General features: G+C 69.0%; 16 protein-coding genes. 3 read left to right on the forward strand and 13 right to left on the reverse strand.

Translation table 11 applies throughout. The features are described 5' to 3' along the window. Together nirD and AB3G45_RS27625 are read left to right on the forward strand one after the other, a co-directional pair. Nucleotides 1–336 carry a nitrite reductase small subunit NirD gene (nirD, locus tag AB3G45_RS27620; protein WP_367833732.1) on the forward strand — a complete coding sequence of 112 codons (336 nt, stop codon included), beginning with the start codon at nt 1–3 and terminating at the stop codon, nt 334–336. A gap of 175 nt (nt 337–511) precedes the next feature. Beyond that, entirely contained in the window at nt 512–3,163 is a 2,652-nt protein-coding gene (locus AB3G45_RS27625; protein WP_367833733.1) for a molybdopterin-dependent oxidoreductase, read from the forward strand. A gap of 4 nt (nt 3,164–3,167) precedes the next feature. Here the strand turns inward: AB3G45_RS27625 and AB3G45_RS27630 are convergent, their stop codons facing one another. The 4 genes from AB3G45_RS27630 to AB3G45_RS27645 all read right to left on the reverse strand — a co-directional run bounded on the left by AB3G45_RS27630 (nt 3,168) and on the right by AB3G45_RS27645 (nt 7,843). Next, nucleotides 3,168–4,010 carry a LysR family transcriptional regulator gene (locus AB3G45_RS27630; RefSeq protein ID WP_367833734.1) on the reverse strand — a complete coding sequence of 281 codons (843 nt, stop codon included), beginning with the start codon at nt 4,008–4,010 and terminating at the stop codon, nt 3,168–3,170. Between the two features lie 88 nt (nt 4,011–4,098). Next, on the reverse strand, nt 4,099–5,148 hold the full coding sequence (locus AB3G45_RS27635; protein WP_367833735.1) for a glutathione synthetase: 1,050 nt from the start codon (nt 5,146–5,148) through the stop codon (nt 4,099–4,101). Nucleotides 5,149–5,159: 11 nt separating this feature from the next. Next, nucleotides 5,160–7,013 (reverse strand): flavohemoglobin expression-modulating QEGLA motif protein, encoded by a 1,854-nt coding sequence (locus AB3G45_RS27640; RefSeq protein WP_367833736.1) that lies wholly within the window; start codon nt 7,011–7,013, stop codon nt 5,160–5,162. Then, nucleotides 7,010–7,843 carry an N-formylglutamate amidohydrolase gene (locus AB3G45_RS27645; protein ID WP_367833737.1) on the reverse strand — a complete coding sequence of 278 codons (834 nt, stop codon included), beginning with the start codon at nt 7,841–7,843 and terminating at the stop codon, nt 7,010–7,012. Before AB3G45_RS27645 ends, AB3G45_RS27640 begins: the two co-directional genes overlap by 4 nt. 223 nt (nt 7,844–8,066) lie before the next feature. Between AB3G45_RS27645 and AB3G45_RS27650 the strand changes: the two genes are divergently transcribed. Then, entirely contained in the window at nt 8,067–9,083 is a 1,017-nt protein-coding gene (locus AB3G45_RS27650) for a substrate-binding domain-containing protein (protein WP_367833738.1), read from the forward strand. 97 nt (nt 9,084–9,180) lie between these two features. Here AB3G45_RS27650 and AB3G45_RS27655 read toward each other — a convergent pair whose 3' ends face one another. The 9 genes from AB3G45_RS27655 to AB3G45_RS27695 form a co-directional block, all read right to left on the reverse strand. Next, nucleotides 9,181–10,770 carry a metallophosphoesterase gene (locus AB3G45_RS27655; RefSeq protein WP_367833739.1) on the reverse strand — a complete coding sequence of 530 codons (1,590 nt, stop codon included), beginning with the start codon at nt 10,768–10,770 and terminating at the stop codon, nt 9,181–9,183. Further along, entirely contained in the window at nt 10,767–11,408 is a 642-nt protein-coding gene (locus tag AB3G45_RS27660; RefSeq protein ID WP_367833740.1) for a dual specificity protein phosphatase family protein, read from the reverse strand. The genes AB3G45_RS27655 and AB3G45_RS27660 overlap by 4 nt, the downstream gene beginning before the upstream one ends. Beyond that, on the reverse strand, nt 11,405–12,250 hold the full coding sequence (locus AB3G45_RS27665) for an inositol monophosphatase (RefSeq protein ID WP_367833741.1): 846 nt from the start codon (nt 12,248–12,250) through the stop codon (nt 11,405–11,407). The genes AB3G45_RS27660 and AB3G45_RS27665 overlap by 4 nt, the downstream gene beginning before the upstream one ends. Before the next feature lie 92 nt (nt 12,251–12,342). Next, entirely contained in the window at nt 12,343–13,449 is a 1,107-nt protein-coding gene (locus tag AB3G45_RS27670; RefSeq protein ID WP_367833742.1) for an ABC transporter substrate-binding protein, read from the reverse strand. A gap of 72 nt (nt 13,450–13,521) precedes the next feature. Next, entirely contained in the window at nt 13,522–14,643 is a 1,122-nt protein-coding gene (locus AB3G45_RS27675; protein ID WP_367833743.1) for an ABC transporter ATP-binding protein, read from the reverse strand. Further along, nucleotides 14,643–16,469 (reverse strand): ABC transporter permease, encoded by a 1,827-nt coding sequence (locus AB3G45_RS27680; RefSeq protein ID WP_367833744.1) that lies wholly within the window; start codon nt 16,467–16,469, stop codon nt 14,643–14,645. Before AB3G45_RS27680 ends, AB3G45_RS27675 begins: the two co-directional genes overlap by 1 nt. A 209-nt stretch (nt 16,470–16,678) precedes the next feature. Then, nucleotides 16,679–17,479: an inositol monophosphatase family protein gene (locus AB3G45_RS27685; protein WP_367833745.1), complete on the reverse strand. Its 801-nt coding sequence runs from the start codon at nt 17,477–17,479 to the stop codon at nt 16,679–16,681. Between the two features lie 116 nt (nt 17,480–17,595). Then, a complete protein-coding gene (locus AB3G45_RS27690; RefSeq protein ID WP_367833746.1) occupies nt 17,596–18,657 on the reverse strand; it encodes an ABC transporter ATP-binding protein in 1,062 nt (353 codons plus the stop codon). Beyond that, complete coding sequence (locus tag AB3G45_RS27695; protein WP_367833747.1) at nt 18,654–20,879, reverse strand: ABC transporter permease; 2,226 nt, start codon at nt 20,877–20,879, stop codon at nt 18,654–18,656. Before AB3G45_RS27695 ends, AB3G45_RS27690 begins: the two co-directional genes overlap by 4 nt. Nucleotides 20,880–21,092: the final 213 nt, after the last annotated feature.

Consider the following 21,092-nt stretch of genomic DNA (forward strand, 5'->3'; position numbering starts at 1 on the left):
ATGGACATGAGCTGGTTTGCCATCGGCAACATCGCCGATATCCCGCTGCGCGGCGCGCGCTGCGTGAAGACGCCGGAGGGGAAAATCGCCGTCTTCCGCACGGCGGAAAACGAGGTCTTCGCCATCGAGGACCATTGCCCGCACAAGGGCGGGCCGCTGTCGCAGGGCATCGTCCACGCCAGGGCCGTCACCTGCCCGCTGCACAACTGGGTGATCTCGCTGGAGACCGGCAAGGCGCTCGGCGCCGACGAGGGCGCGGTGAGGACCATCCCCTTGCGCAACGAGGGCGGGCAGCTCTTCATCGCGCTCGAAAGCCTGATGGCGGCGGCGGAGTAGGCCATGACAGGAACCAGCTTCGCCCCTCATCCGGCTGCCGCCACCTTCTCCCCGTTCCGACGGGGAGAAGGGCGCTGGAGCACCGGCATTGCCACATCCTCCTTCTCCCGGCTTGCGGGGAGAAGATCCCGGCAGGGGGATGAGGGGCGCGCGACGCTCCTGCGAGGAGCCCCCCATGCCCGTTGAGACGAAAACCACCTGCCCCTATTGCGGCGTCGGCTGCGGGGTGGTCGCGAGGGTCGGCGAGGACGGCGCGGTCTCCGTCAGGGGCGATCCGGACCATCCCTCGAACTACGGCCGGCTCTGCTCGAAGGGCTCGGCGCTGGCCGAGACGATCGATCTCGACGGACGCCTGCTTCATCCCGAGATCGGCGGGGAGCGGGCCTCCTGGGATGAGGCGCTCGACCGCATCGCCGAGCGATTTTCCGCCGCCATTGCCGAGCACGGGCCGGATGCCGTCGCCTTCTACGTCTCCGGCCAGTTGCTGACGGAGGACTATTACGTCGCCAACAAGCTGATGAAGGGCTTTTTCGGCGCGGCGAACATCGACACAAATTCGCGGCTGTGCATGTCCTCCTCCGTCGCCGGCCACCGCCGCGCCTTCGGGTCGGACACCGTGCCGGGCAGCTACGAGGACCTGGAGCTTGCCGACCTTGTCGTCCTCACGGGCTCGAACCTCGCCTGGTGCCATCCGGTGCTCTACCAGCGGCTGGCGGCGGAAAAGGCGCGGCGGCCGGGCCTGAAGGTGGTGGTGATCGACCCGCGCCGCACCATGACGGCCGATATCGCGGACCTGCACCTCGCCATCCGTCCGGACAGCGACGTGGCGCTCTTTGCCGGCCTCTTCTCCCATCTCGTCACGAACGGCGCGGTGGACCAGAATTTCGTCGGCGCGCATACGACGGGTTTTTCCGATGCCTTCGCGGCGGCGATCCCCTTCGGCGACGTGCTGGAGCGGACCGGCCTGCCGGCCATGCAGCTTCGCGAATTCTACCGGCTGTTCACGGCGAGCGAGAAGGTCGTTACCTGCTACAGCCAGGGCGTCAACCAGTCCTCGTCGGGCACCGACAAGGTCAACGCCATCCTCAACTGCCATCTCGCGACGGGCCGCATCGGCCGGCCGGGCATGGGGCCCTTCTCGCTGACCGGCCAGCCCAACGCCATGGGCGGGCGCGAAGTGGGCGGCCTTGCCAACATGCTCGCCGCCCACATGGCGATCGAGAATGCGGAGGACCGCGACCGGGTGCGGCGCTTCTGGGACGCGCCGACGATTGCCGAACGGCCGGGGCTGAAGGCGGTCGACCTGTTCCGGGCGGTGGCGGAAGGCCGCATCAAGGCGCTGTGGATCATGGCGACGAACCCCGTCGTCTCGATGCCGGACGCCGACGCCGTTGAAGCGGCGATCCGGACCTGTCCCTTCGTCGTCGTCTCCGACATCCTGCGCGAGACCGACACCACCCGCCACGCCCATGTGCTGCTGCCCTCGCTCGGCTGGGGCGAGAAGAACGGCACTGTCACCAATTCCGAGCGCCGCATCTCCCGCCAGCGCGGTTTCCTCAAGGCCCCCGGCGAGGCACGGGCGGACTGGTGGCAGCTTGCCGAGGTCGCAAGGCGCATGGGCTTTGCGCAAGCCTTCGCCTATGAGACGCCGGCGGAGATCTTCGCCGAGCATGCCGCGCTCTCCGCCTTCGAGAACCGGAAAAGCCGCGACTTCGATATCGGCGCCCATGCCGGCATCGACGGGGCGGCCTATGATGCGCTCTCGCCTTTCCAATGGCCGCAGGCCGCGGGGCAAGGGCCGACGGAAACCCGCTTCTTCGCCGCGGGCGGCTTCTACCATCCGGACGGCAAGGCCCGCTTCTTCGCCGTCGCGCCCGCCGCTTCCGATCGCACGGACGAGGCCCATCCCTTCACGCTCAACACCGGCCGCATCCGCGACCAGTGGCACACCATGACGCGCACGGGAAAAAGCGCCCGCCTCTCCGCCCATATCGCCGAGCCCTTCGCCGAACTCCACCCGCGCGACGCGCTGGAGATCGGCGTGGCGCCGGCCGGCCTCGTCGAGGTCGAGAGCCCGCTGGGCCGGGTGGTCCTGCGCGCCCTCGTCACCGACCGCCAGGCGCGCGGCAGCATCTTCGCGCCGATGCACTGGAACGACCAGTATGCGGCGAAGGCCCGCATCGACGCCCTCGTGCCGCCGGTGACGGACAGGATCTCCGGCCAGCCGGCCTCCAAGAACGTCGCCGTCGCCGCCCGCCCCTTCAAGCCCGCCGCCTATGCCTTTGCGGTGTCGCGGGCGAAACCCGAAGCGCTCGACGCCGCCTACTGGGCGCTGGCGAAGGCCGAGGGCGGCTGGCGGCTGGAGCTTGCCTTCGACGGGGCGGCGGAGGACTGGACCGGCTGGTGCCGGCGCGCCTTCGCCATCCCCGGCGACGTCGAACCGCTCGGCTATGCCGACCGGCAGACCGGCGAGATCCGCCTCGCCTTCTTCGACGGGCCAAGGCTGCTCGCCGCCTTCTTCCTCGCGCGCGAGCCGGTGGCGGTGGCGCGCAACTGGGCGATCGCCGAGCTTGCCGCCGCGCATACGAACCCGCGCAAGCGCTTCTCCCTCGTCGCCGGCCGGCCGGGGGCGGACAAGCCGGATCCCGGCGCGACGGTCTGCGCCTGCTTTTCCGTCGGCGTCAACCAGATCGTCGCGGCGGTGCGCGGCGGGTGCCGCAGCGTCGAGGCCGTCGGCGTGGCCCTCGATGCCGGCACCAATTGCGGTTCCTGCCGCGGGGAGATCCGCGGCATCATCGAGGGATGCCGGGCCGCGGCGGCGGAGTAGCGCGTCAGGGTGCGACCTGGCGGAGGCCGCCGAGGGCGTCCTGCACGTCGCGGCGGCCCTCGGCCGCTTCCGGATAGACGGCATAGACCGGATAGGGGAATTCCGGCGCGTCCTCCACCCGTTCGAGATCCCCCGCCGCAAGATGGGGCGCGACCGTGCCCCGGCGGAAATAGCCCATGCCGCCGGTGCGCAGGATATAGTGGAGGGCGAGCGGGCCGAAATCCACCTGCAGCGCCGGCTCGGCGAAGGCCGCCGTGCCGAAGCCGCCCTGCCCGGCGAATTGCGAGCCCCAGTCGACATGCACATAGTCCGGCGCGCCGCCCTCGTCCGCGCCGCCTGCCTTGCGCACCAGCACCAGCCGCTCCTCCTCCACCAGCTCGACCCGGAAGCCGGGCATCAGCTTCGGCGCATAGAGGACGGCAATGTCGAGCACGCCGGTGCGAAGCTGTTCGAGCAGCTGGTCGGCAATGCCGACCTGCGCGTGGACGGCGATCGCCGGGCAATTGCCCTTCATCCAGACGAGCCAGTCGAGCAGAAGCGGGTTCCATAGGCTCATCTCGCCGCCCACCGCCACGACGGAGGTGCGGCCGGGCGGCACGGTGAGCTGCTGGCGCGCGCGCTCCCACACCTGGACGAAGGACTGGGCGAAACGCTCGAATTCGCGGCCGGCCGCCGTCAGCGCCGCCCCGTTGCGCGTGCGCACGAAAAGCTTGCGCCCCAGCGCTTCCTCCAGCGTGCGGATGCGCGCGCTCACCGTGGTCTGGGTGATGTGCAGCCGCTCGGAAGCCTTCAGGAAGCTGCCGGTATGGACGATTTCCAGAAAGGTGCGCGCCCGGTCGATATCCATCCAATCCCCCGTTGAGTGCAACTGTCCTGCCTTCATACAGGATTCGATGCCCCGCGCCTGCCGTCTTTGCGGCCCGCCGGGCGCGGCCTCACAGGGTGGCGAGCCGGCTGTTGTCCAGCCGCCCGCCATAGGCCTCGCGCATGGCGATCTTCTCCTCCAGCGCGGCGATGACCGTGTCGGAGAAATTGGTCTCGTAGAGTTGCGCCAGGTTGCCGAGCCCGCCCGGCGTGAAGACGTTGATCTCCAGGATCTTGTCGCCGACGATGTCGAGGCCGACGAGGAACATGCCGTCCTCGACGAGCTTGGGGCGCACCGCCTCGACGACGGCGAGCATGGCGGGCGTCACCTCCACCGGCGCCGGCCCGCCGCCGACATGCACGTTGGAGCGGATCTCGCCCTTGGCCGGCACGCGGCGGAAGGCGGCGTATTTGCCCTCGCGCATCAGCGGCCGGCCGTTCATGACGAAGAAGCGCACGTCGCCCTCGCTGGCCTCGGGCATGAAGCTCTGGGCGATGAGATAGCCTTCGCCGCTCACCGCCTCGAAGATCTGGTTAAGGTTCTGGTCGTCGGCCGAGGCGACCTTGAAGACGTTCTTGCCGCCCGAGCCCTGCAAGGGCTTGATGATCGCCCCCTTCTTCTTCTCGCCGGCGACGAAGCCGCGGATCTCCTCGATGCTCTTGGAGACCAGGGTGGCGGGGCGCACGGAGGGCGGGAAATCCTGGAGATAGAGCTTGTTCTGCGCCTTGGCGAGGCCCGCCGGATCGTTGACGACGAGGGTGCCGCGCAGCGCGGCGAGCCGCCCGAACAGCGCCCCCGCATGGGCCGCCCAGGGCCGGTCCGTCACGTCGAGCGAGGGGTCGTTGCGCAGGAACAGGACGTCGATCTCCCCGACGTCGAAGATGCGCGTCTCGGTGTTCTCGCCCTGCAGGTCCTTGTGCAGCGTCTCCGGCTTCTTGTAGCCGGCCGAGGGCAGCACGAGGCCGCGCACGGCAAGGCTGTCATCCGCGCGAAGGACGAAATCGCCGGGCGTGACGTAGCAGATCTCGTGGCCGCGGCCCAGCGCGGCGAGCGCCAGCGTGGTCGTGGTGAAGTGCGGGGTTTCGTCGGCAATGGAATTGACGAAGAAAGCGATGCGCATGAAAGGCCTCCTCAGGCGATGAGATCGAGGGGTGAAAGACCGGCGCGCAGCCGGGCAAGACGTTCGTCCGCGCCCTTGGCGCTCATGAATTGCGGCGTCAGGCGGGGCGCCTTGAGGAGCCCGCGCAGGCTGAGCTCCTGCATGACGGCGAAGTGGCGGGCCGCGATCTTGCCGAGCCAGAACGGTTCGAGATCGCCGCCGCCGCGCAGATGTGCGAGGATTTCGAGAAGCCCGCGCAGATAGACCGCATCCTTGGCGAGCCCGCCGCCGCGGTGGAGGCGCAGCGCGATGTTGAAGGCGCCGGGCGGGGCAAAGCCGTGCTCGCGCGCCAGCAGCCGGTAGGTCTCCACGAAGCCCGCCCCATCGAGCATGGCCGCGCAGGCGACCACCCGCGCCGCGATCAGCCGGAGGCGCGCCGTCGTCATGCCGCCGACGAGATATTCGGCCAGTACCGCCAGCCCCTCCTGCGCCCCCTCGTAGCCGGCAAGGCCGGAGCGGAAGAGCCGCAGCCCGTGGCCGGAGCCGTTGCAATAGGTGAGGAGGTGCACGCCGACCTCATGGCTCAGCAGCGCCTCGACCCGCTCGCGCGCCATCGTCGTGGTGCGGGCGATCAGGAGCCGGTCGCTCGACACCATCAGCCCCGGCGGAAGGTCGTTGCGCACCTCGACGCTCGGCGCGAAGGCGGAGAACTGCGCGCTGTAGCGGTCGATCATCGTGCGCGCCCGCCGCTCGACATAGCGATGGTCCACCTGCTGCGGGGCGGCCTTGCGGGCGGGCCGGGCGGTCGCATCGAGAATGTCGCCCGCCGCCTTCGCCAGCCGGCCGTCGACGGAGCCGTAGAGCGCGCGGCTCATCTCGACGAAGCGGGCATCCTCGCGGGCGGCGAGCATGGAAAGCTGCAGGTCCAGCTCCTGCTGCTTCTCGCTATAGAGCCGCTCCAGCACCGGATCCTCGAACCGGTCGAGGGCGATGGAGAACAGCGCCTTCTTGCGCGCGGCGATGTCGATGGCGAGCGGGCGGTAGAGAAAGGTCGGCGCGCGCGCGCAGCCGGCCGCGCGGAAGGCTTCGAAGGCCGCGTCGGAATTGATCGGCGTCACCGCGAGCAGGAAATCGAAGCTGGCGGCGATGTCGTCCATAGCACGATCGGCGCGCGCCACCGCCTCGACGAAGACGCGCCGGCCGAGCGCCCGGTGGGTGGCGGGCGCCAGCGCCGTCTCGCTGCGGGCGAACTGGCCGGCGGCCTGCAGCCCGGCATCGACCAGCCGGGCGACGAGCCGGCCCTGCAGCTCGGGATAGACGGCGCGCGAGGTCGGCACCCGGTAGATCGGCGCGACGCGCACGGTAAGCGTCGGGGTATCCGGCAGGCGGCGGGCAAGGCCGGCATGGGGATCGTCGGCCAGCGACGGCCGCTCGATGCGCGGCGCGCGGTAGCGGCTGTCGATCTTCTCCACCGCGCCGACGAAGGCCGACTGCGCGCGCTCCGCCGCCGCATCGGGCGAGGCCGAGACGCTGATCTCGAAGGGCGCGAGATAGGGCGTGTCCGCGGCAAGCTGGTCGCGCGCCAGCTCGCCGAAATCGAGCACGAGGAAGGCGCCGAACTCCGCGCGCATCCGTTTCCCGACAAGCTGCACGATGGCCGCCGCTTCGGAAAGCGTATTGGCGATGAGATAGGCGGCGTTCGCCATCGCCGCGGCGCGGGCGGCGGGCGCCGAGCGACGGTTGAGATGCACGGCGAGGAACGGCAGCGGGCGGTCGAGATGCAGCCGGCCGCCGCGCGGCAGGTCGAGCCGGACGGGAAGGCCATGCTCCAGCGCCGCCGCGACGGCGGCGAGCGGGTCCTCCCTGCGGCGTGCGCGCGGGCTCATGGCGTGTCTCCAGCCGGCATGGCCTCGAGCGCGGCCTCCAGCACGGGCAGGCTGGCGCGGACGGCGGCGCGAAGGGCGGCGATAGCGGCGCGGTCCGGCGCGCCCGTCCACTCGTTCATGAAGATCTTCTTGAATTCCACGGCGATGGCGCAGCCGCTGCGCGGAAAATGCGCGTGCACGAAGCGCGTCTGCTCGCCCTTGCCGGCAAAGGCGACGTTCTCCCGCACATCGAGCCGCCGGCCGGCGAAAGGCTGCTGGCGCAGCGCGGCCATGAACGCGTCGACCACCGGCGCCCAGAAGGCCCGGTCCATGGAGAAGGTGCCGATATTGATATCCGGCGCGTCGGCCTGCTCCGTCGGCGGCGCATCGGGGCCGGCGCGGCGGTGGTTGTAGCTGTGCATGTCGAGGAGGACGAAACGGCCATGGGCGCGCTCCATGTCCGACAGCACGGCCTTGAGCATGGCATAATAGCCGTCGTGCTGGCCGAGCAGGCTTTCCAGCGCCTCTTCGCCGGGCGGTTCGGCCCATATGTCGAGGCCCCAGGCCTGTTCCGGGCTGAGGTAGACCGCCCCGTCGCGCGGCCGGTTGAGGTCCACCTCGAAGCGCGAGCGGTGGACGACGACGCGGTTGCCGAGATCGCCGATGAAGGCGGCGGTGAACGGGTCCTCCTCGCGCAGCCGGCCGGCGGCGTCGAGCCTCATGCGCGCGGCAAGGTCGCCGCGCAGCAGGTGGCCATCGTGAATGGCGGTGCCGATGAGCGGGGAATGCGCCCGCGCCAGGCTCCAGAGCGCTTCTTCCCGCCATTCATCCGTCTCGATCAGGTCCGTCATGCAGCCATAACGCGAAAGACGATTTTGCGTTCCCTTGGCCTCGCCGGATCGGCGCGGGGCCTCTTGCACAGGCGTGCGAAAACCTGTGCGGGGCCGGGCGCGAAGCCGGGCCGAGCTTCCCCATCAATTTCCTGCTTTTCCGGGGAAATCTGCCGGGCTGCGGCTTTGCACAGGGCGAAGACTATGCGCAAATATGCGCAGACGCTACAGGAGGCAGCACGACGTGTCGACATCCAGGTCCAGGCCGAAAAAGGCCTCGGTCAGCGCCATCCGCGTGGCCGAGCTTGCGGGCGTCTCGCGCTCGGCCGTCTCGCGCACCTTCACCGACGGAGCCAGCGTTTCGCCGGCGACGCGCGCCAAGGTGCTGGCGGCGGCGGAAAAGCTCGGCTACCACGTCAACCACCTGGCGCGCGGGCTGATCCACCACCGGTCGGGCATCGTCTGCATGATCGTGGCGGAGCTGCAGGCGCCCTTCCATTCCAACGTGGTGGAGATCACCACGCGCAAGCTGCAGGCGATCGGCAAGGTGGTGATGGTGCTGAACACCGCCGGCCAGCCGGACAATGTCGAGGCGGCGCTGCGCCAGACGCTGAACTACCGCGCCGACGCCACGGTGGTGGTGTCCGGCGCGCCGCCCGTCTCGCTGATCGAGACCTGCATCGAGAACGGCCAGCGCGTCATCCTCATCAACCGCGACGACCTGATCGGGGGGCCGGAGATCGTGCTGGTGGAAAACGAGAGCGCGGCGCGCGAGGCCTGCCTGATGCTGCACCGCGCCGGCTGCCGGCGCCTTGCCGTCGTCAGCTCGACGGCGGGCACGCCGAGCATCGTGGCGCGCGAACGGGCCTTCGTTGCGGCCGCCGCCGAACTCGGCATCGACGCGCCGGTGAGCCGCGCCGGGCCGACCAGCTACGCGACCGGCGCGGAGGGCGCCCGCCGGCTGCTCGGCGCCTCCAGCCGGCCGGACGGCGTGTTCTGCGTCACCGACCTCCTGGCGCTCGGCTTCATGGACGTGGCGCGGCTGGAATTCCGCCTCGACATTCCCGAGGCGCTGTGCGTCGTCGGCTTCGACGATATCCCGCAGGCCGGCTGGCTCGGCTACAACCTCACCACCTTCCGCCAGCCGATCGGCGAGATCGCCGACCATATCGTCTCCATCATCGAGAAGGACGAGGCCGACCCCGCCCCGCCCAAGCGCCTGCCGACGCAGGTCGCCTGGCGCAAGAGCGTGCGACCCTAGAATCTGTCAGGTTCATTCCGAACCTGACAGATTCCAGGTTTCTTTGTTTTCGTTTGTCTCTTCGGGAAAACCGGTTCCCACTTTTCCCTGACAAACTCTAAAGCGCCCGGACGATAAGGTCGGGCAGGCTGAGGGAAAAATCCCGGTTCGGCGGGCGGTCGAGATAGGCGCGCATCATGCGCAGCAGCGTGGAAAAGCGGGCCGGCAGGCCGTCGCCCTCGATCTGCGGCGCCCTTGCGCAAAGGTCGCGGTAGAAGGCGAGCCGGTCGGGCGGAATGTCCGCATGGCTGAGCTCGCCCGCCTTGCGCAGCCGATACCAGTCCTCGACGAGCTCTCTGAGGCCGAAGGCCGGCGCGCCGGCGGCGGCGAGCCCGAGCGTTTCGACAAGATCGGCGACCGTCGCCGTGCGCACGAATTCCACCATGTCGCGCGGCCATTCGCGCGCGAGGTAGCGCCCGTGCACGAGGTCGACGAGATGGCGGCTGAGGAAGGTGCCGTGGTCGGGCGCGGAACTCGCGGCGGGCTCCTCCGCCCCCTCCCGCGCCGCCTCGGTGCGGTAGGCCGCAAAGGCCGCGTCGTGGCCGGGCACCTGCCGGAGGCAAAGCGTGCGGATCTCGCTGCGGTCGGCATAGAGGTCGACGATCTTCAGGCCCGGCCCGTAGCCGACCGGCGAGGGAACCGCGATATTGACGAAGCGCCCCGCGCCCGTCTCGTGCCGTGCCGTGTCGTTGACATGGAGATGGCCGGAGAAATGCAGGGAAACGCCGGTCGCGGCGAAGGCATCGGCCACCGCCGGTGTCGGCGCGCGGCGGGCAAGGCCGGTGGCGCCGAACAGGGCGACCTCCTCGCTCGACACGCCGCCGAGCGGATCGAGCGCCGGATAGTGCGAGAAGGCGACGAGCCGCTTGCCCCTAGCCTTGGCCCGCGCCGCCACATCCGCCATCCAGGCAAAGAGATGGGCGCGGTGCGCGAGCACGGCCCGCCAGCCGCCGTCGGTCGGATCGTGGAACTCTCCGGGATCGGCAAGGTCGCGCGCCCCGTCGCGCGGCACGCAGACATTGGCGTCGACGGCGAGCACCCAGAGGCCTTCCGCCGGCTCGACGAGATAGGAGGAATCGATCATCCGGCAGCGCGTGCCGCCGTCCGGGCTCACCGCCTCGTAGCTGCGCGCCGACCAGGCCGGGTCCGTGCCGAAGGGGCTTTCCCAGTGCAGGTCGCCGGCCTCCGGCATGAAGCCGAGGCCGGAGAGCATGGCGAGCGCCTCCGCCGTGCCGAGCGTCGCCGCCTCCGGGCAATCGGCGCTTTTGAGGAGCACCGGCGTGCCGTCGGCCATGAGGAAGCTCTTGTCCTGCGGCCGGCCGGCAAGGGCGTAGAAATCGTGGTTGCCGGGGGTCATCAGCACGCGGATGCCGTGGCGCTCGCGATATTCCGCGACAAGGGCGAGCGCGGCGCGGATGTTCGGCCGCTGGCCGTCGTCGGTGAGGTCGCCGACGAGGAGCACGGTCTTCACGCCCGCCGCGGCGACATGGTCCAGCGCGGCGCGGAAGGCGGGGATGCTCTCGTTGAAGACGCGTGTCGAGGCGGCGGTCTCGGCAAAGCTGCGGATGGCGCCGGGCAGGCCGGAACCCTCGGGAATCCAGGCGCAATCATGCACATGCGGATCGGCGATGACGGCGATGCGGATCATGCGGTGGCCCTTGCGGGGGCAGCGGCGCAGCCGCGGTCGGCCTCGACGAGGCGCACCCAGCCGGCGGCGCTCTCGGCGGCGGCGACCAGCATGGGCTTCGGCGTCTCGTGCCATTCGTCGGGGCGCAGCTCGCGCTTCACCCGCACATGATCGACCGCGGAGCCGAGCGTCGGGAATTCGCCGGGAATCTGCAGGTGCAGCAAGAGCGCGGCGAGGATCACCGAGCGGGAGCGCCCGGCCCGGCAGTTGACCAGCACGTTGCCGCGCTCGCGCATCGGGTAGCTCGGCTTTTCCGGCAGCACCTGCTGCAAGGCGCCGAGCAGCTGATAGTAGCCGGCGAGGAACATCGTGTCGGGATTGCCGGGGCCGTCGACGATGCCGAGCTTGTAATAGCGGATCGGCGCCGGGCCGTAGCCGACGCGGCTGTCATGCGAGACCTCATCGGGCGCGGCGACATAGTTGAAGTCGAGATTGACCGCGCAGTTGAGCACGGTGGAAATGCCGTTCCGGCGCAGCAGCGGCACGTCCGAAGCCCCCTCGCGGCCGCCGACGAAGAGATCGACGCCGAAGCCCGGCAGGTTCTCGTAGACGCGGCTGATCGGCGGGCGGTCGTAATGACGGGTTTTCTTTTCGGTCATGCGGTTCTCCGATGCTCTTCTTCCGCCGCGGCCAGCAGGTCCGGCCCGGTCAGAAGGGGAATGCCCGTCGCCTCCGACAGGATGGCGGCGACGCCGGGCGCGGCGGCCAGCACCGCCGCGCCGGCGGTCAGCCCGCCGAGCGACAGGAACGGCCCCGTCACCCCGCCCGCCTCGCGCACGAGGAGGAGGCCGGCAAGGCAATCCCAGGAATTCATGTGCAGCTCCGCATAGCCGTCGCTGCGCCCGTCGGCAACATAGGCGAGCCCCAGCGCCCCGCAGGCGCCGCGCCTGACATTGCTGCCCGCCTCGAACAGCGCGTTGAGCGCGCCGATATAGCGGGCGAGCGGCCGGCGGTTCGACCAGCCCATCTCGAAGGAGGTGGCGGCAATGTCGCTCGTGCCGGCGACGCGGATCGGCGTGCCGTTGCGGCGCGCACCGCGGCCGAGGCGGGCGAAATGGACCTCGTCCAGCACGGGGTTGACGATGGCGCCGAGCTGCACCTCGCCGTTGGCGATGAAGGCGATGGCGACGCAGAAATGCGGGATCGCCCGGGCGAAATTGGCCGTGCCGTCGATGGGGTCGACCACCCAGGCCTGCCTGCCGGGCTCGCCGCCGCTCTCCTCGCCGAGGAAGCCGTCCTCGGGGAAAGCCTCCGAGATCCGGGCGCGCAGATGGTCCTCCACCTGCCCGTCCGTCTCCGTCAGGTAGTCCTGCGGGCCCTTCATGCTGACCGCCTGCCCCGTCTGCCGGGCAAAGCCGGCGCGGGCAAGCTCCGCCGCCTCGCGGACAAGCGTGTGCAGGAAGGCCTCCCGGCGGTCGATCGCCCCCTCGTCAATGCTCATGTGCCCTGTCTTTCCTGCCCTGTTCGTTTTCATCTCGTCGTTCCCGCCGCAAGGCGGCAGGCGGACCGGGGAACGGCCCGCCCGTCTTTCGCTCAGCGCTTGTAGTGGACGCGCCAGAAATCCTGCCAGTCCTGCCGGCTGTCCCAGTCTTCGAGGCCCGTGGCGGGGTCGTAGTTCAGCAGGGCCTCCAGGTGCTTGCCGATGCCCGACGGCTCGTCGTCCGGCAGGCCGACGGTGCGGTTGCTGGACAGCTTGCCGTCCTCGGCCTGCGGCGCGATGCCCTCGGCCGTCATGGCATAGTGGACGAAGAGCTTTGCCGTGTTCGGGCTGTCCGAGCCCTTGACGATGACGCCGACCGTCGGGTTGGAGAAGCCGATGATCGGATCCACCCCGGCGCAAAGGCCGAGCGAGAAGCCCTTGCCCGCATTGTCGCGGAACTTGGCCGAGGCGACGAGACCGACGAAGGGCTCGCTCTGGCCGGGCGCCGCGACGGCCTCGGCGGCGGCGGAATCCGAATCCGTCAGCAGCGGGCCGTTGGCGGCCAGCGCCGCCACGAAGGCCTCCGTCGCGCTGCCGAGGTCGCTCTCCAGCTTCTTGCCGTACTGCTTCTCGTAGGCGGCGGCGATCTTGTCGTCGATGCGGCTGCGCATCTGGTTGAACCAGTCGGTGTAGGACGGCTTGCCGAGCGGATCCTGCATGGCGAACTTGCCCTTCCACTCCGCCTCCGTGAGCTGCCAGATATTGGTGATCGGGCACTTGTCGTAGAGCTTGGTGTTGTAGGCGAGGATGTTCGGGCTCGACACGATCAGCAGCGGGTCGTGCGCCTCGGGCGAGATGTCCTTTGCCAGATCCGGCGGCACCCAGTTCTCCACGAAGCCGGCGGGCATCAGCTGGCCGACCACCGCCGAGGGGTCGGAGATGAAGGACACGTCCGTCTGGATATTGCCCGACTGGGATTCGCGGATGATCGTTTCGAGCTGGGCGGTGGCCTTGGATTTCGCGCCCTCCGCCTTCAGCCCGTATTTGGCGTTGAACGCCTCGACCATGTCGACGATCTTGCCGGTGCTGTCATAGACCGTCAGCGGCGGCTCCGTCTTCGCCGCCTCGACGAGGGCGTCGAGGTTGAAATCCTCCGCCAGCGCCCCGCCGGCCATGCACAGCGCCAGCGCGACGCCTGCCAGTAAACCGTATTTCCGCATGCTCTCCTCCTCCAGCTTCGCCCCGTCCGTCTCTTCCCATCGGATGGCGCGGGTTTCAGTTTCCGTTTCGGTTCAGGCGGCGCGCGCCAGCGTGTCGTCGGCGCCGGCGAGCCTGAGGCCCGCCGCGTCGAAGACGTGCATGGCCGTCGGCCGGGCATGGACGAAGACCCGCTCGCCGCCCTTCAGCACCGGGCATTCGGTGGTGGTGGCGAAAAGGGCGCGGCCGTCGACCTTCAGCTCGATGATCCAGCTTCCGCCGGTCGGCAGGATGCCGGTGACCTCGGCCGCATGGCGGAAGCTGTCGCCGGGAACGGCAGCCTCCGAGCGCGCGATCTGCAGGGCCTCGGGCCGGAAGCCCACCGAACCGACCCCCGCGCTCTCGCCGAGCCGACCGGCGAGCCAATGCGATGCGGCGCGATCCAGCACATGGCCGGTCGCGGTTTCGAGAATGTTGATCGGCGGGCTGCCGACGAATTCGGCGACGAAGCGGTTGGCCGGCCGGTCGTAGATGTCGTTGGGCGTGCCGAGCTGCTGCAGCCGGCCCTCGTTCATGACGGCGATGGAGGTGGCGAGCGTCATCGCCTCCCACTGGTCGTGCGTGACGAAGACGATGGTGGTGCCGAAGGCGGCATGAATGCGCTTCAGCTCGGCGCGCATTTCGAGCCGAAGACGCGCATCGAGGTTGGACAGCGGCTCGTCGAGCAGCAGCACGCCGGGATTGACCGCCAGCATGCGGGCGAGCGCCACGCGCTGCTGCTGGCCGCCGGAAAGCTGCGAGGGATAGCGGTGCCGGTACTTCTCAATGTCCAGCGCCGTCATGACCTCGGTCACGCGCGCCTCGCGCTCGGCCTTCGGCACCTTGCGCAGGCGCAGGCCGAAATCCGTGTTGCGCTCGATGGTAAGGTGCGGCCAGAGCGCATAGGACTGGAAGACGAGGCCCATGCCGCGCTTTTCCGGGCCGACGAAGGCGCCGCGCGCCGGGCTGTCGACGATCTTCTCGCCGACGCCGATCTCGCCGTCCGTCAGGTTCTCCAGACCCGCGATCATGCGCAGCGTCGTCGTCTTGCCGCAGCCGGAGGGGCCGAGCAGGCACATGAACTCGCCGTCTCGGATGTGAAGGTCGAGGTCGCTCACCGCGTTGGGCGCGCCGGCGCCGTAGGACTTCTGCACGTTGCTGAGAACGATATCGGGCATCAGTTTCCAAGTCCCTCGGCAAGGTTGGTGCGGGTGAGCCGCTGGGCGAGCACCGTGCCGCCATAGGCAAGGCCGGCGATGATCAGCACGACGGCATTGGCGGCCTGGGTGTAGTTGTAGTCGACGAGGCGCAGCGAGAAGGTGGTCAGCACGTCCGTGGCGGGCACGGCGAGGATGACGAAGAGGCTGAGCCCCTTGATGCCCGAGATGAAGGGCAGGAGGATGCCGGTGACGAGCGAGCCCTTCTGGATGGGGATGACGATGGACGTCATGCGGCGGAACCAGCCGGCGCCGACGATCTGCGCCGCCTCCTCCGGGTCCTTGCCGAGCTGCATCATGGCCGAGATGCCGGCGCGGGACGCATAGGGCATCTGGTCCGCCATCAGGGCGAGGATGAGGATCAGCGTCGTGCCGTAGAGGCCGGGGATCGGCCCGCGCTGCACGGCGAAGAGCGAGAGATAGGCCGCGGCAAACGCAATGCCGGGCACCAGATAGGGCATGAAGGTGACCTGCCGCAGGAAGATCGCCAGCGGCCGGATGGTCGTGCGCACCACGACATAGCCCGTCAGCACGCCGAGGATGCCCGAGCAGACGGAGGCGATGCCGACGATCGTGATCGTGTTCCACGCCGCCTGCCAGAGATCGGGGCTGAGCAGGATCCCGGTGCGCATGGCGATGGTCGGCAGGTCCCGGCCGATCCAGTAGTCGAGCGTGAAGTTCGACCAGGCGAAGCTGCCGGGCTGGTGCATGACCGTCGAGAGCGCCAGCGTCAGGAGCGGCATGCCGACGGAGACGAGGAAGACGGCGGCGGCAAAGCCGCTGGCCGGCCAGCGCCAGGCTTTCAGCCGCGACAGCCGGTTCATCGCGCCCTTGGAGCCGACGGTGACGAAGCGGCGGGCCTCGCGGGCGAGATGCGCGTCGACCATGATGGCCAGGACGCCGATCAGCATGATGGCGCCGGCGAGCACGCCCGCAACGCCCGTCTGGCGCGAGCCGATGGAACGGTAGAGCGAGGTCGCCAGCACGTCGAACTTCACCGGCAGGCCGAGCACATAGGGCACGCCGAACTCGCCGAGGCACTTGGCGAAGATGAGCAGCACCGCCGACAGCAGCGCGGGGCGCATCAGCGGCAGGATGATCTGCAGGGCGACGACCCGGGCCGGTGCGCCGAGAATGCGCGCGCTGTCCTCCAGCTGGCTGTCGAAGCGGCGCAGCGCCGAGCCGAACAGCAGGATGACGAAGGGGGTGTAGTGCAGCGCGAGGATGATGGTGATCGGCACCTGGCCATAGGCGAGCCAGTCCGGCGGCGAAAGGCCGATCGCCTCGAACCAGCCCGGCTGGCCGCCGACGGTGCGGTTCTTGAACAGCGTCGTCCAGGCGAGCGCGAAGGTCCAGGCCGGCGGCATGTAGGGCACGATGAGGGCGGTGGCGAACCAGCGGCGGGCGAACATGTCGGTGCGCGCGACCAGCCAGGCGAGCACGCCGCCGACCGACAGCGAGATGGCGATGGCGCCGAAGGCGACCTTCAGCGTGTTGGCGAGCGGCTCCCAGAAGAGATCGTAGGCGACGGGCGAGGCGAAGGCGCGGTAGAAATAATAGGCGGTGACGCTGCCCGTTTCGCCCGCCGTGCGCCGCTCGTCGCCGAACTGCACGGTCGCCGCGTCCGCAAGGATCGACAGGATCGGCACGACGATGAGATAGCTGAACAGCGCCGCCATGAGGATGGCGATCACCGTGGTCGGCTCGCGCAGCGCAAGGCGCAATCTGTAACGCCAGCGGGCGCCGCCACGCGCCGCCGGCGCCAGGAGCGCATCAGGCGCGACCATGGGCCCCGCCTTTCCTGCGCTCAACCTCGTTCGCAAAGCCGTGCAATGCCGCCTCCCCCGCCGGCATATGCCGGCCGCCGCACTTCCTTCAGGGAAACCGGGATCGTTTCCTCCCATCCCGGCTTCTCAATGGGTGCAGTCAATCATCAAGGGTCGGCGCTTGTCAATACAATATTGCACAGCCGTGCATCGATAGGCAAACCGCGTTTTCAGGCAAGCCCGGCCAGCTTTGCGAGGTCGGCGCGGGCGCCCGGGCCGGCGGCGACGACCGGCGATCCCTTGGTCAGCCGCTCGCCCTCCACCGGGAACGGGTGGTGCCAGCCGCCGGCCTCCTTCACGAGGCAATAGCCGGCAAGACAATCCCAGGCGTGCATGTAGGGCTCGTAGTAGCCGACGAGCCGGCCGGCCGCGACATAGGCGAGCATCAGCGCACCGGAGCCGTTGCGGATGAAGGTGCCGCCGGCCTGGAGCAGCCGGCTGACGATGTCGGCCATGGCCTCCGGCGTCACATGGCCGTTGGCGCCGATGCCCGTCATGGCGTTGCGCACGTTGCGGGTGGGGTCGAGCGCCAGAACCTTGCCGTTGAGCTTGGCGCCCCTGCCGGCCGCGGCGGCATAGAGCTCGTTGTGGCAGGGCGCGCCGATGACGCCGATGACCGGCTCGTTCCCGTGCAGCACGGCGACCGAGACGCACCAGTTCGGCATGCCGCTGACGAAGGGCGCGGTGCCGTCGATGGGATCGACGACCCAGGTATAGCCGGAGGCGCCCGCCGTGTGGCCGAACTCCTCGCCGAGGAAGCCGTCGTCGGGAAACGTCGCCGCGACCCGCTCGCGGAGCAGCTTCTCCACATTGCGGTCGGCGATGGAGACGACGTCCTGCGGGTCGTGCTTGGTCTCGATCACCAGGCTGTCGCGGCGATTGAAATAATCGAGCGCCATGGCCCCCGCCTCCTGGGCGATGGCCTTGGCGAGGACGAAGCGCCTGTCGAGGTCCGTCTCTTGCGACGTCATGCTGTTCTTCCTTGGGTAAGCAATTCCAGCAAAAGTGCGAAGCGGTTTTGCGTCCGGAATTGCGTAAAAACAAAAAGATAGAGCGGTTCCGCGATTCGAAGAAAAGCGGAATTGCTCTAGTTGCTGATGAGGGCGATGCCGCGGTTCTTGAAGCCGAGCGTGGCGTCGGAGGCGGCGGGCAGGATGCGGTCCACGGCATGGTCGACGATGAAGAGCGTGCCGACATCGGTCTCCACCTCGTATTCGACATGGTCGCCGAGATAGGCCGAATGCAGGATGCGGCCGGCAAGCCCCTCGCCGCGCCCTTCGGCGAGCGTCACCGCGCCGGGGCGCACGGCAAGGCTGGCGGCGCCCGGCTTCGCCCGGCCGGCGGGCACGCGGTGCGTGAGGCTGCCGATGCGGATATCCGCCTCGGCGCCGTCGATGCCGACCACCTCGCAGGCGATGACATTCGCCTCGCCCATGAAATCGGCGATGAAGGAGGAGGCCGGGAACTCGTAAAGCTCGCGCGGGGCGCCCGACTGGGCGATCTCGCCGTCCTTCATGACGATGATGCGGTCGGAGACGGCGAGCGCCTCGTCCTGGTCGTGCGTGACATAGACGGCGGTGAAGCCGAGGCGCTGCTGGAGTTCGCGGATCTCCGTGCGCACCCGGCGGCGCAGGCGCGCGTCGAGGTTGGAGAGCGGCTCGTCGAGCAGCAGCACCTGCGGCTCCAGCACCAGCGCGCGGGCGACGGCGACACGCTGCTGCTGGCCGCCGGAAAGCTCGGCCGGCAGGCGCCCGCCCATGCCGGCAAGGCCGACGAGCGAAAGCCCCTCCTCCGCCCTCTCCCGCGCCTCCCTGCGCGAGAGGCCGGAGGATTCGAGGCCGTAGGCGACATTGTCGAGCGAGGTCATGTGCGGGAAGAGCGCATAGGACTGGAAGACCATCGAGACGTCGCGCTCGTTGGCTGGCAGCATGGTGACGTCCTTGCCGCCGATGAGGATGCGCCCGGCCGTCGGATGTTCCAGCCCGGCGAGCATGCGCAGCGTCGTCGTCTTGCCGCAGCCCGAGGGACCGAGCAGGGTGACGAGCGTGCCCGGCTCGATGGTGAGCGACAGGTCGGGAATGGCGGTGAAGGCGCCGAAAGTCTTCTTCACGTTCTCGAACGTGACGGAACCGGCTTTCTGGTTGATCATGCGGTTTTCTCCTGACGAGAGGGGGCAAGGCCGGCGACACGGTTCTCGCGGCGCAGGCGCCGTTCGCCCACGAGAAGCTGGAAGCCGGTGATGACGGTGATCATCACGACGATCAGCATGGAGGAATAGGCGATCGCCACGCCGTATTCGCCGTTTTCGACGAGGCCGACGATATAGGAGGTCGCCATGTTGTATTCGGCGCTGACGAGGAAGATGACGGCGCTGATGGAGGTGATGGCGCGCACGAAGGAATAGACGAGCGCGGCGGTGATGGCGGGCCGCAACAGCGGCAGGATGACCTTGCGGATGGTGCGGAAGCTGCCGGCGCGCAGCGTCAGCGAGGCCTCGTCGAGGCTCTTGTCGAGCTGGCTCATCGCCGCGATGCCGCCGCGCACGCCGACGGGCATGTTGCGGAAGACGAAGCAGGCGATGAGGATCAGCGCCGAGCCGGTCATCTCCAGCGGCGGCAGGTTGAACGCCATGATGTAGCTGACGCCGATGACCGTGCCGGGAATGGCGAAGCTCATCATCAGCGCGAACTCGAAGACGTTCTTGCCGGTAAACTTCTGGCGCACGATGATATAGGCCGTCAGAAGGCCGACGGCGGCCGTCAGCGGCGCCGAGATCAGCGCGATCTCCATCGTCGTCCAGAACGAGTTCCAGGCGACGCCCGTCCAGGCGATGCCCCAAGCAGCGCCGCCGTCGAAGCCGATGGAGAAAGCCTTGACGTAGTGGTCGAGCGTCAGCGAATTGTCGAGGCCCCAGGTCTTCACGAAGCCGCCGACGAGGATCATGCCGTAGACGACCAGCGTGAACAGGCCCCACGGGATGACGATGGCGTGCACGCCGATCGACACGCCGCGCGGCAGGGCGATATGCGAGCCGCTGTCGCCCTTGCCCGTCACGGTGGCGAAGTTCTTGCCGGCCAGCCAGACGCGCTGGGCGAGGAAGGCCGAGAGCGTGAAGACGAGCAGAACCATGGCGAGGACGGCCGCGCGCGAGGGATCGTTCTGCGAACCGACGACGGCGAAGAAGATTTCCGTCGACAGCACGCCGTGGCTGCCGCCGAGCACCAGCGGATTGCCGAAATCGGCCATGCTCTCGATGAAGCCGATGAGGAAGGCATTGGCGAGACCCGGCTTCATGAGGGGCAGCGAGACGCGCCGGAAGGTGCGCCAGCGGTCGGCGCGCAGCGTCGTGGAAGCCTCCTCCATCGACGGGCTGACACCCTCGACGACGCCGATCAGGACGAGGAAGGCGATCGGCGTGAAGGAGAGGACCTGGGCGATCCAGATGCCGGTGAGGCCGTAGAGCCAGCGGCCGGGCTCGATGCCGAAGAGATCGGACAACCCCTGCGTGATGACGCCGGCGCGGCCGAAGAGCAGCGTCAGCGCGAGGCCGATGACGAAGGGCGGCGTGATGATCGGCAGGATGGTGAGGAGCCGCAGGCCCTTCTTGTAGGGAAAGCGCGTGCGGGTGGCGACGAGCGCGAAGGCAAGGCCGAGCAGCGTCGAGCCGAGCCCCGTCATGATGGCGAGCCACAGCGTGCGCCAGGCGACGCCGCAGCGTGCGCCGCCGATAACGCAGTTCAGGCTCCAGATGCCGGGATCCTGCATGTTGCGGATGAAGCCCGCCGGATTGAACGAGCCGTCGAAATCCTGCACCGCGCCGGCGAACATGCTGCTGATCGGATAGAAGACGAAGACCGCGACGAGGAAGACGAGCAGCGAAATGGCGCTGACGACGAAGGCATCGCCCTTCATGACGCCGCGCTCGGCAAGGCCGAAGGAAAAGAGCAGCACGAAGACGACGGCCGAGAGCACGGCGCCCGCGCCCATCGAGGGTTGGCCGTCCGAAAGCGCGCCGAACAGGCTTTCGCTCACCGCCCAGGTCCAGCCGGAAAAGCCGATGGCAAGGCCCTGCAACGTCAGGAAGAAGACGCCGAGCGCGCCGAGCCAGGCCAGCGCGCCGCCGCGGCGCATCGGGTCCGCCATGCCGCGCGCGGCGACCGCAAGGAGAAGCAGCAGAACGACGCCGGCAAGCCAATGGCGGCCATGCACGGCGATCTGCACGAGACCGGGCGCGGCCTCGGTCGAAAGGGGGAAACCGGCCAGCCAACCGAATCCGTAGAAGCCGCCGTCGATCCGGTACCAGGGCAGAAGGGTCAAAGCGACCACGCCCAGGATCAGGACCGCGTCCAGCCTGCGATTGCCATGTCTCATGGCCGACCTCGCTGTTTATCGAGTGTAGGAACACCGGGGGGCAGGTGCCGGAAAGACCCCTCCCCAACCCCTCCCCACGGGGGGAGGGGCTTCACGCGCAGCACCCTCGTCTTTCAAGATCCGGGCTCTGCGCCTGCCGCCCGCTTTCTCCCCCTTGTGGGGGGAGATGCCGGCAGGCAGAGGGGGTTTTCAAAGGCTACCGCCCATGAGCAA

It is taken from the genome of Shinella sp. S4-D37, assembly GCF_040812195.1.
Taxonomy (GTDB): domain Bacteria; phylum Pseudomonadota; class Alphaproteobacteria; order Rhizobiales; family Rhizobiaceae; genus Shinella.

Coding starts and splice junctions, on each gene's coding strand:
- AB3G45_RS27630 (WP_367833734.1), bottom strand. CDS start 4,010: ATGGATATCGACCGGGCGCGCACCTTTCTGGAAATCGTCCATACCGGC.
- AB3G45_RS27645 (WP_367833737.1), bottom strand. CDS start 7,843: ATGACGGACCTGATCGAGACGGATGAATGGCGGGAAGAAGCGCTCTGG.
- AB3G45_RS27675 (WP_367833743.1), bottom strand. CDS start 14,643: ATGCCCGATATCGTTCTCAGCAACGTGCAGAAGTCCTACGGCGCCGGC.
- AB3G45_RS27655 (WP_367833739.1), bottom strand. CDS start 10,770: ATGATCCGCATCGCCGTCATCGCCGATCCGCATGTGCATGATTGCGCC.
- AB3G45_RS27695 (WP_367833747.1), bottom strand. CDS start 20,879: ATGAGACATGGCAATCGCAGGCTGGACGCGGTCCTGATCCTGGGCGTG.
- AB3G45_RS27660 (WP_367833740.1), bottom strand. CDS start 11,408: ATGACCGAAAAGAAAACCCGTCATTACGACCGCCCGCCGATCAGCCGC.
- AB3G45_RS27635 (WP_367833735.1), bottom strand. CDS start 5,148: ATGCGCATCGCTTTCTTCGTCAATTCCATTGCCGACGAAACCCCGCAC.
- AB3G45_RS27665 (WP_367833741.1), bottom strand. CDS start 12,250: ATGAGCATTGACGAGGGGGCGATCGACCGCCGGGAGGCCTTCCTGCAC.
- AB3G45_RS27685 (WP_367833745.1), bottom strand. CDS start 17,479: ATGACGTCGCAAGAGACGGACCTCGACAGGCGCTTCGTCCTCGCCAAG.
- AB3G45_RS27640 (WP_367833736.1), bottom strand. CDS start 7,013: ATGAGCCCGCGCGCACGCCGCAGGGAGGACCCGCTCGCCGCCGTCGCG.
- AB3G45_RS27680 (WP_367833744.1), bottom strand. CDS start 16,469: ATGGTCGCGCCTGATGCGCTCCTGGCGCCGGCGGCGCGTGGCGGCGCC.
- AB3G45_RS27670 (WP_367833742.1), bottom strand. CDS start 13,449: ATGCGGAAATACGGTTTACTGGCAGGCGTCGCGCTGGCGCTGTGCATG.
- AB3G45_RS27625 (WP_367833733.1), top strand. CDS start 512: ATGCCCGTTGAGACGAAAACCACCTGCCCCTATTGCGGCGTCGGCTGC.
- AB3G45_RS27690 (WP_367833746.1), bottom strand. CDS start 18,657: ATGATCAACCAGAAAGCCGGTTCCGTCACGTTCGAGAACGTGAAGAAG.
- nirD (WP_367833732.1), top strand. CDS start 1: ATGGACATGAGCTGGTTTGCCATCGGCAACATCGCCGATATCCCGCTG.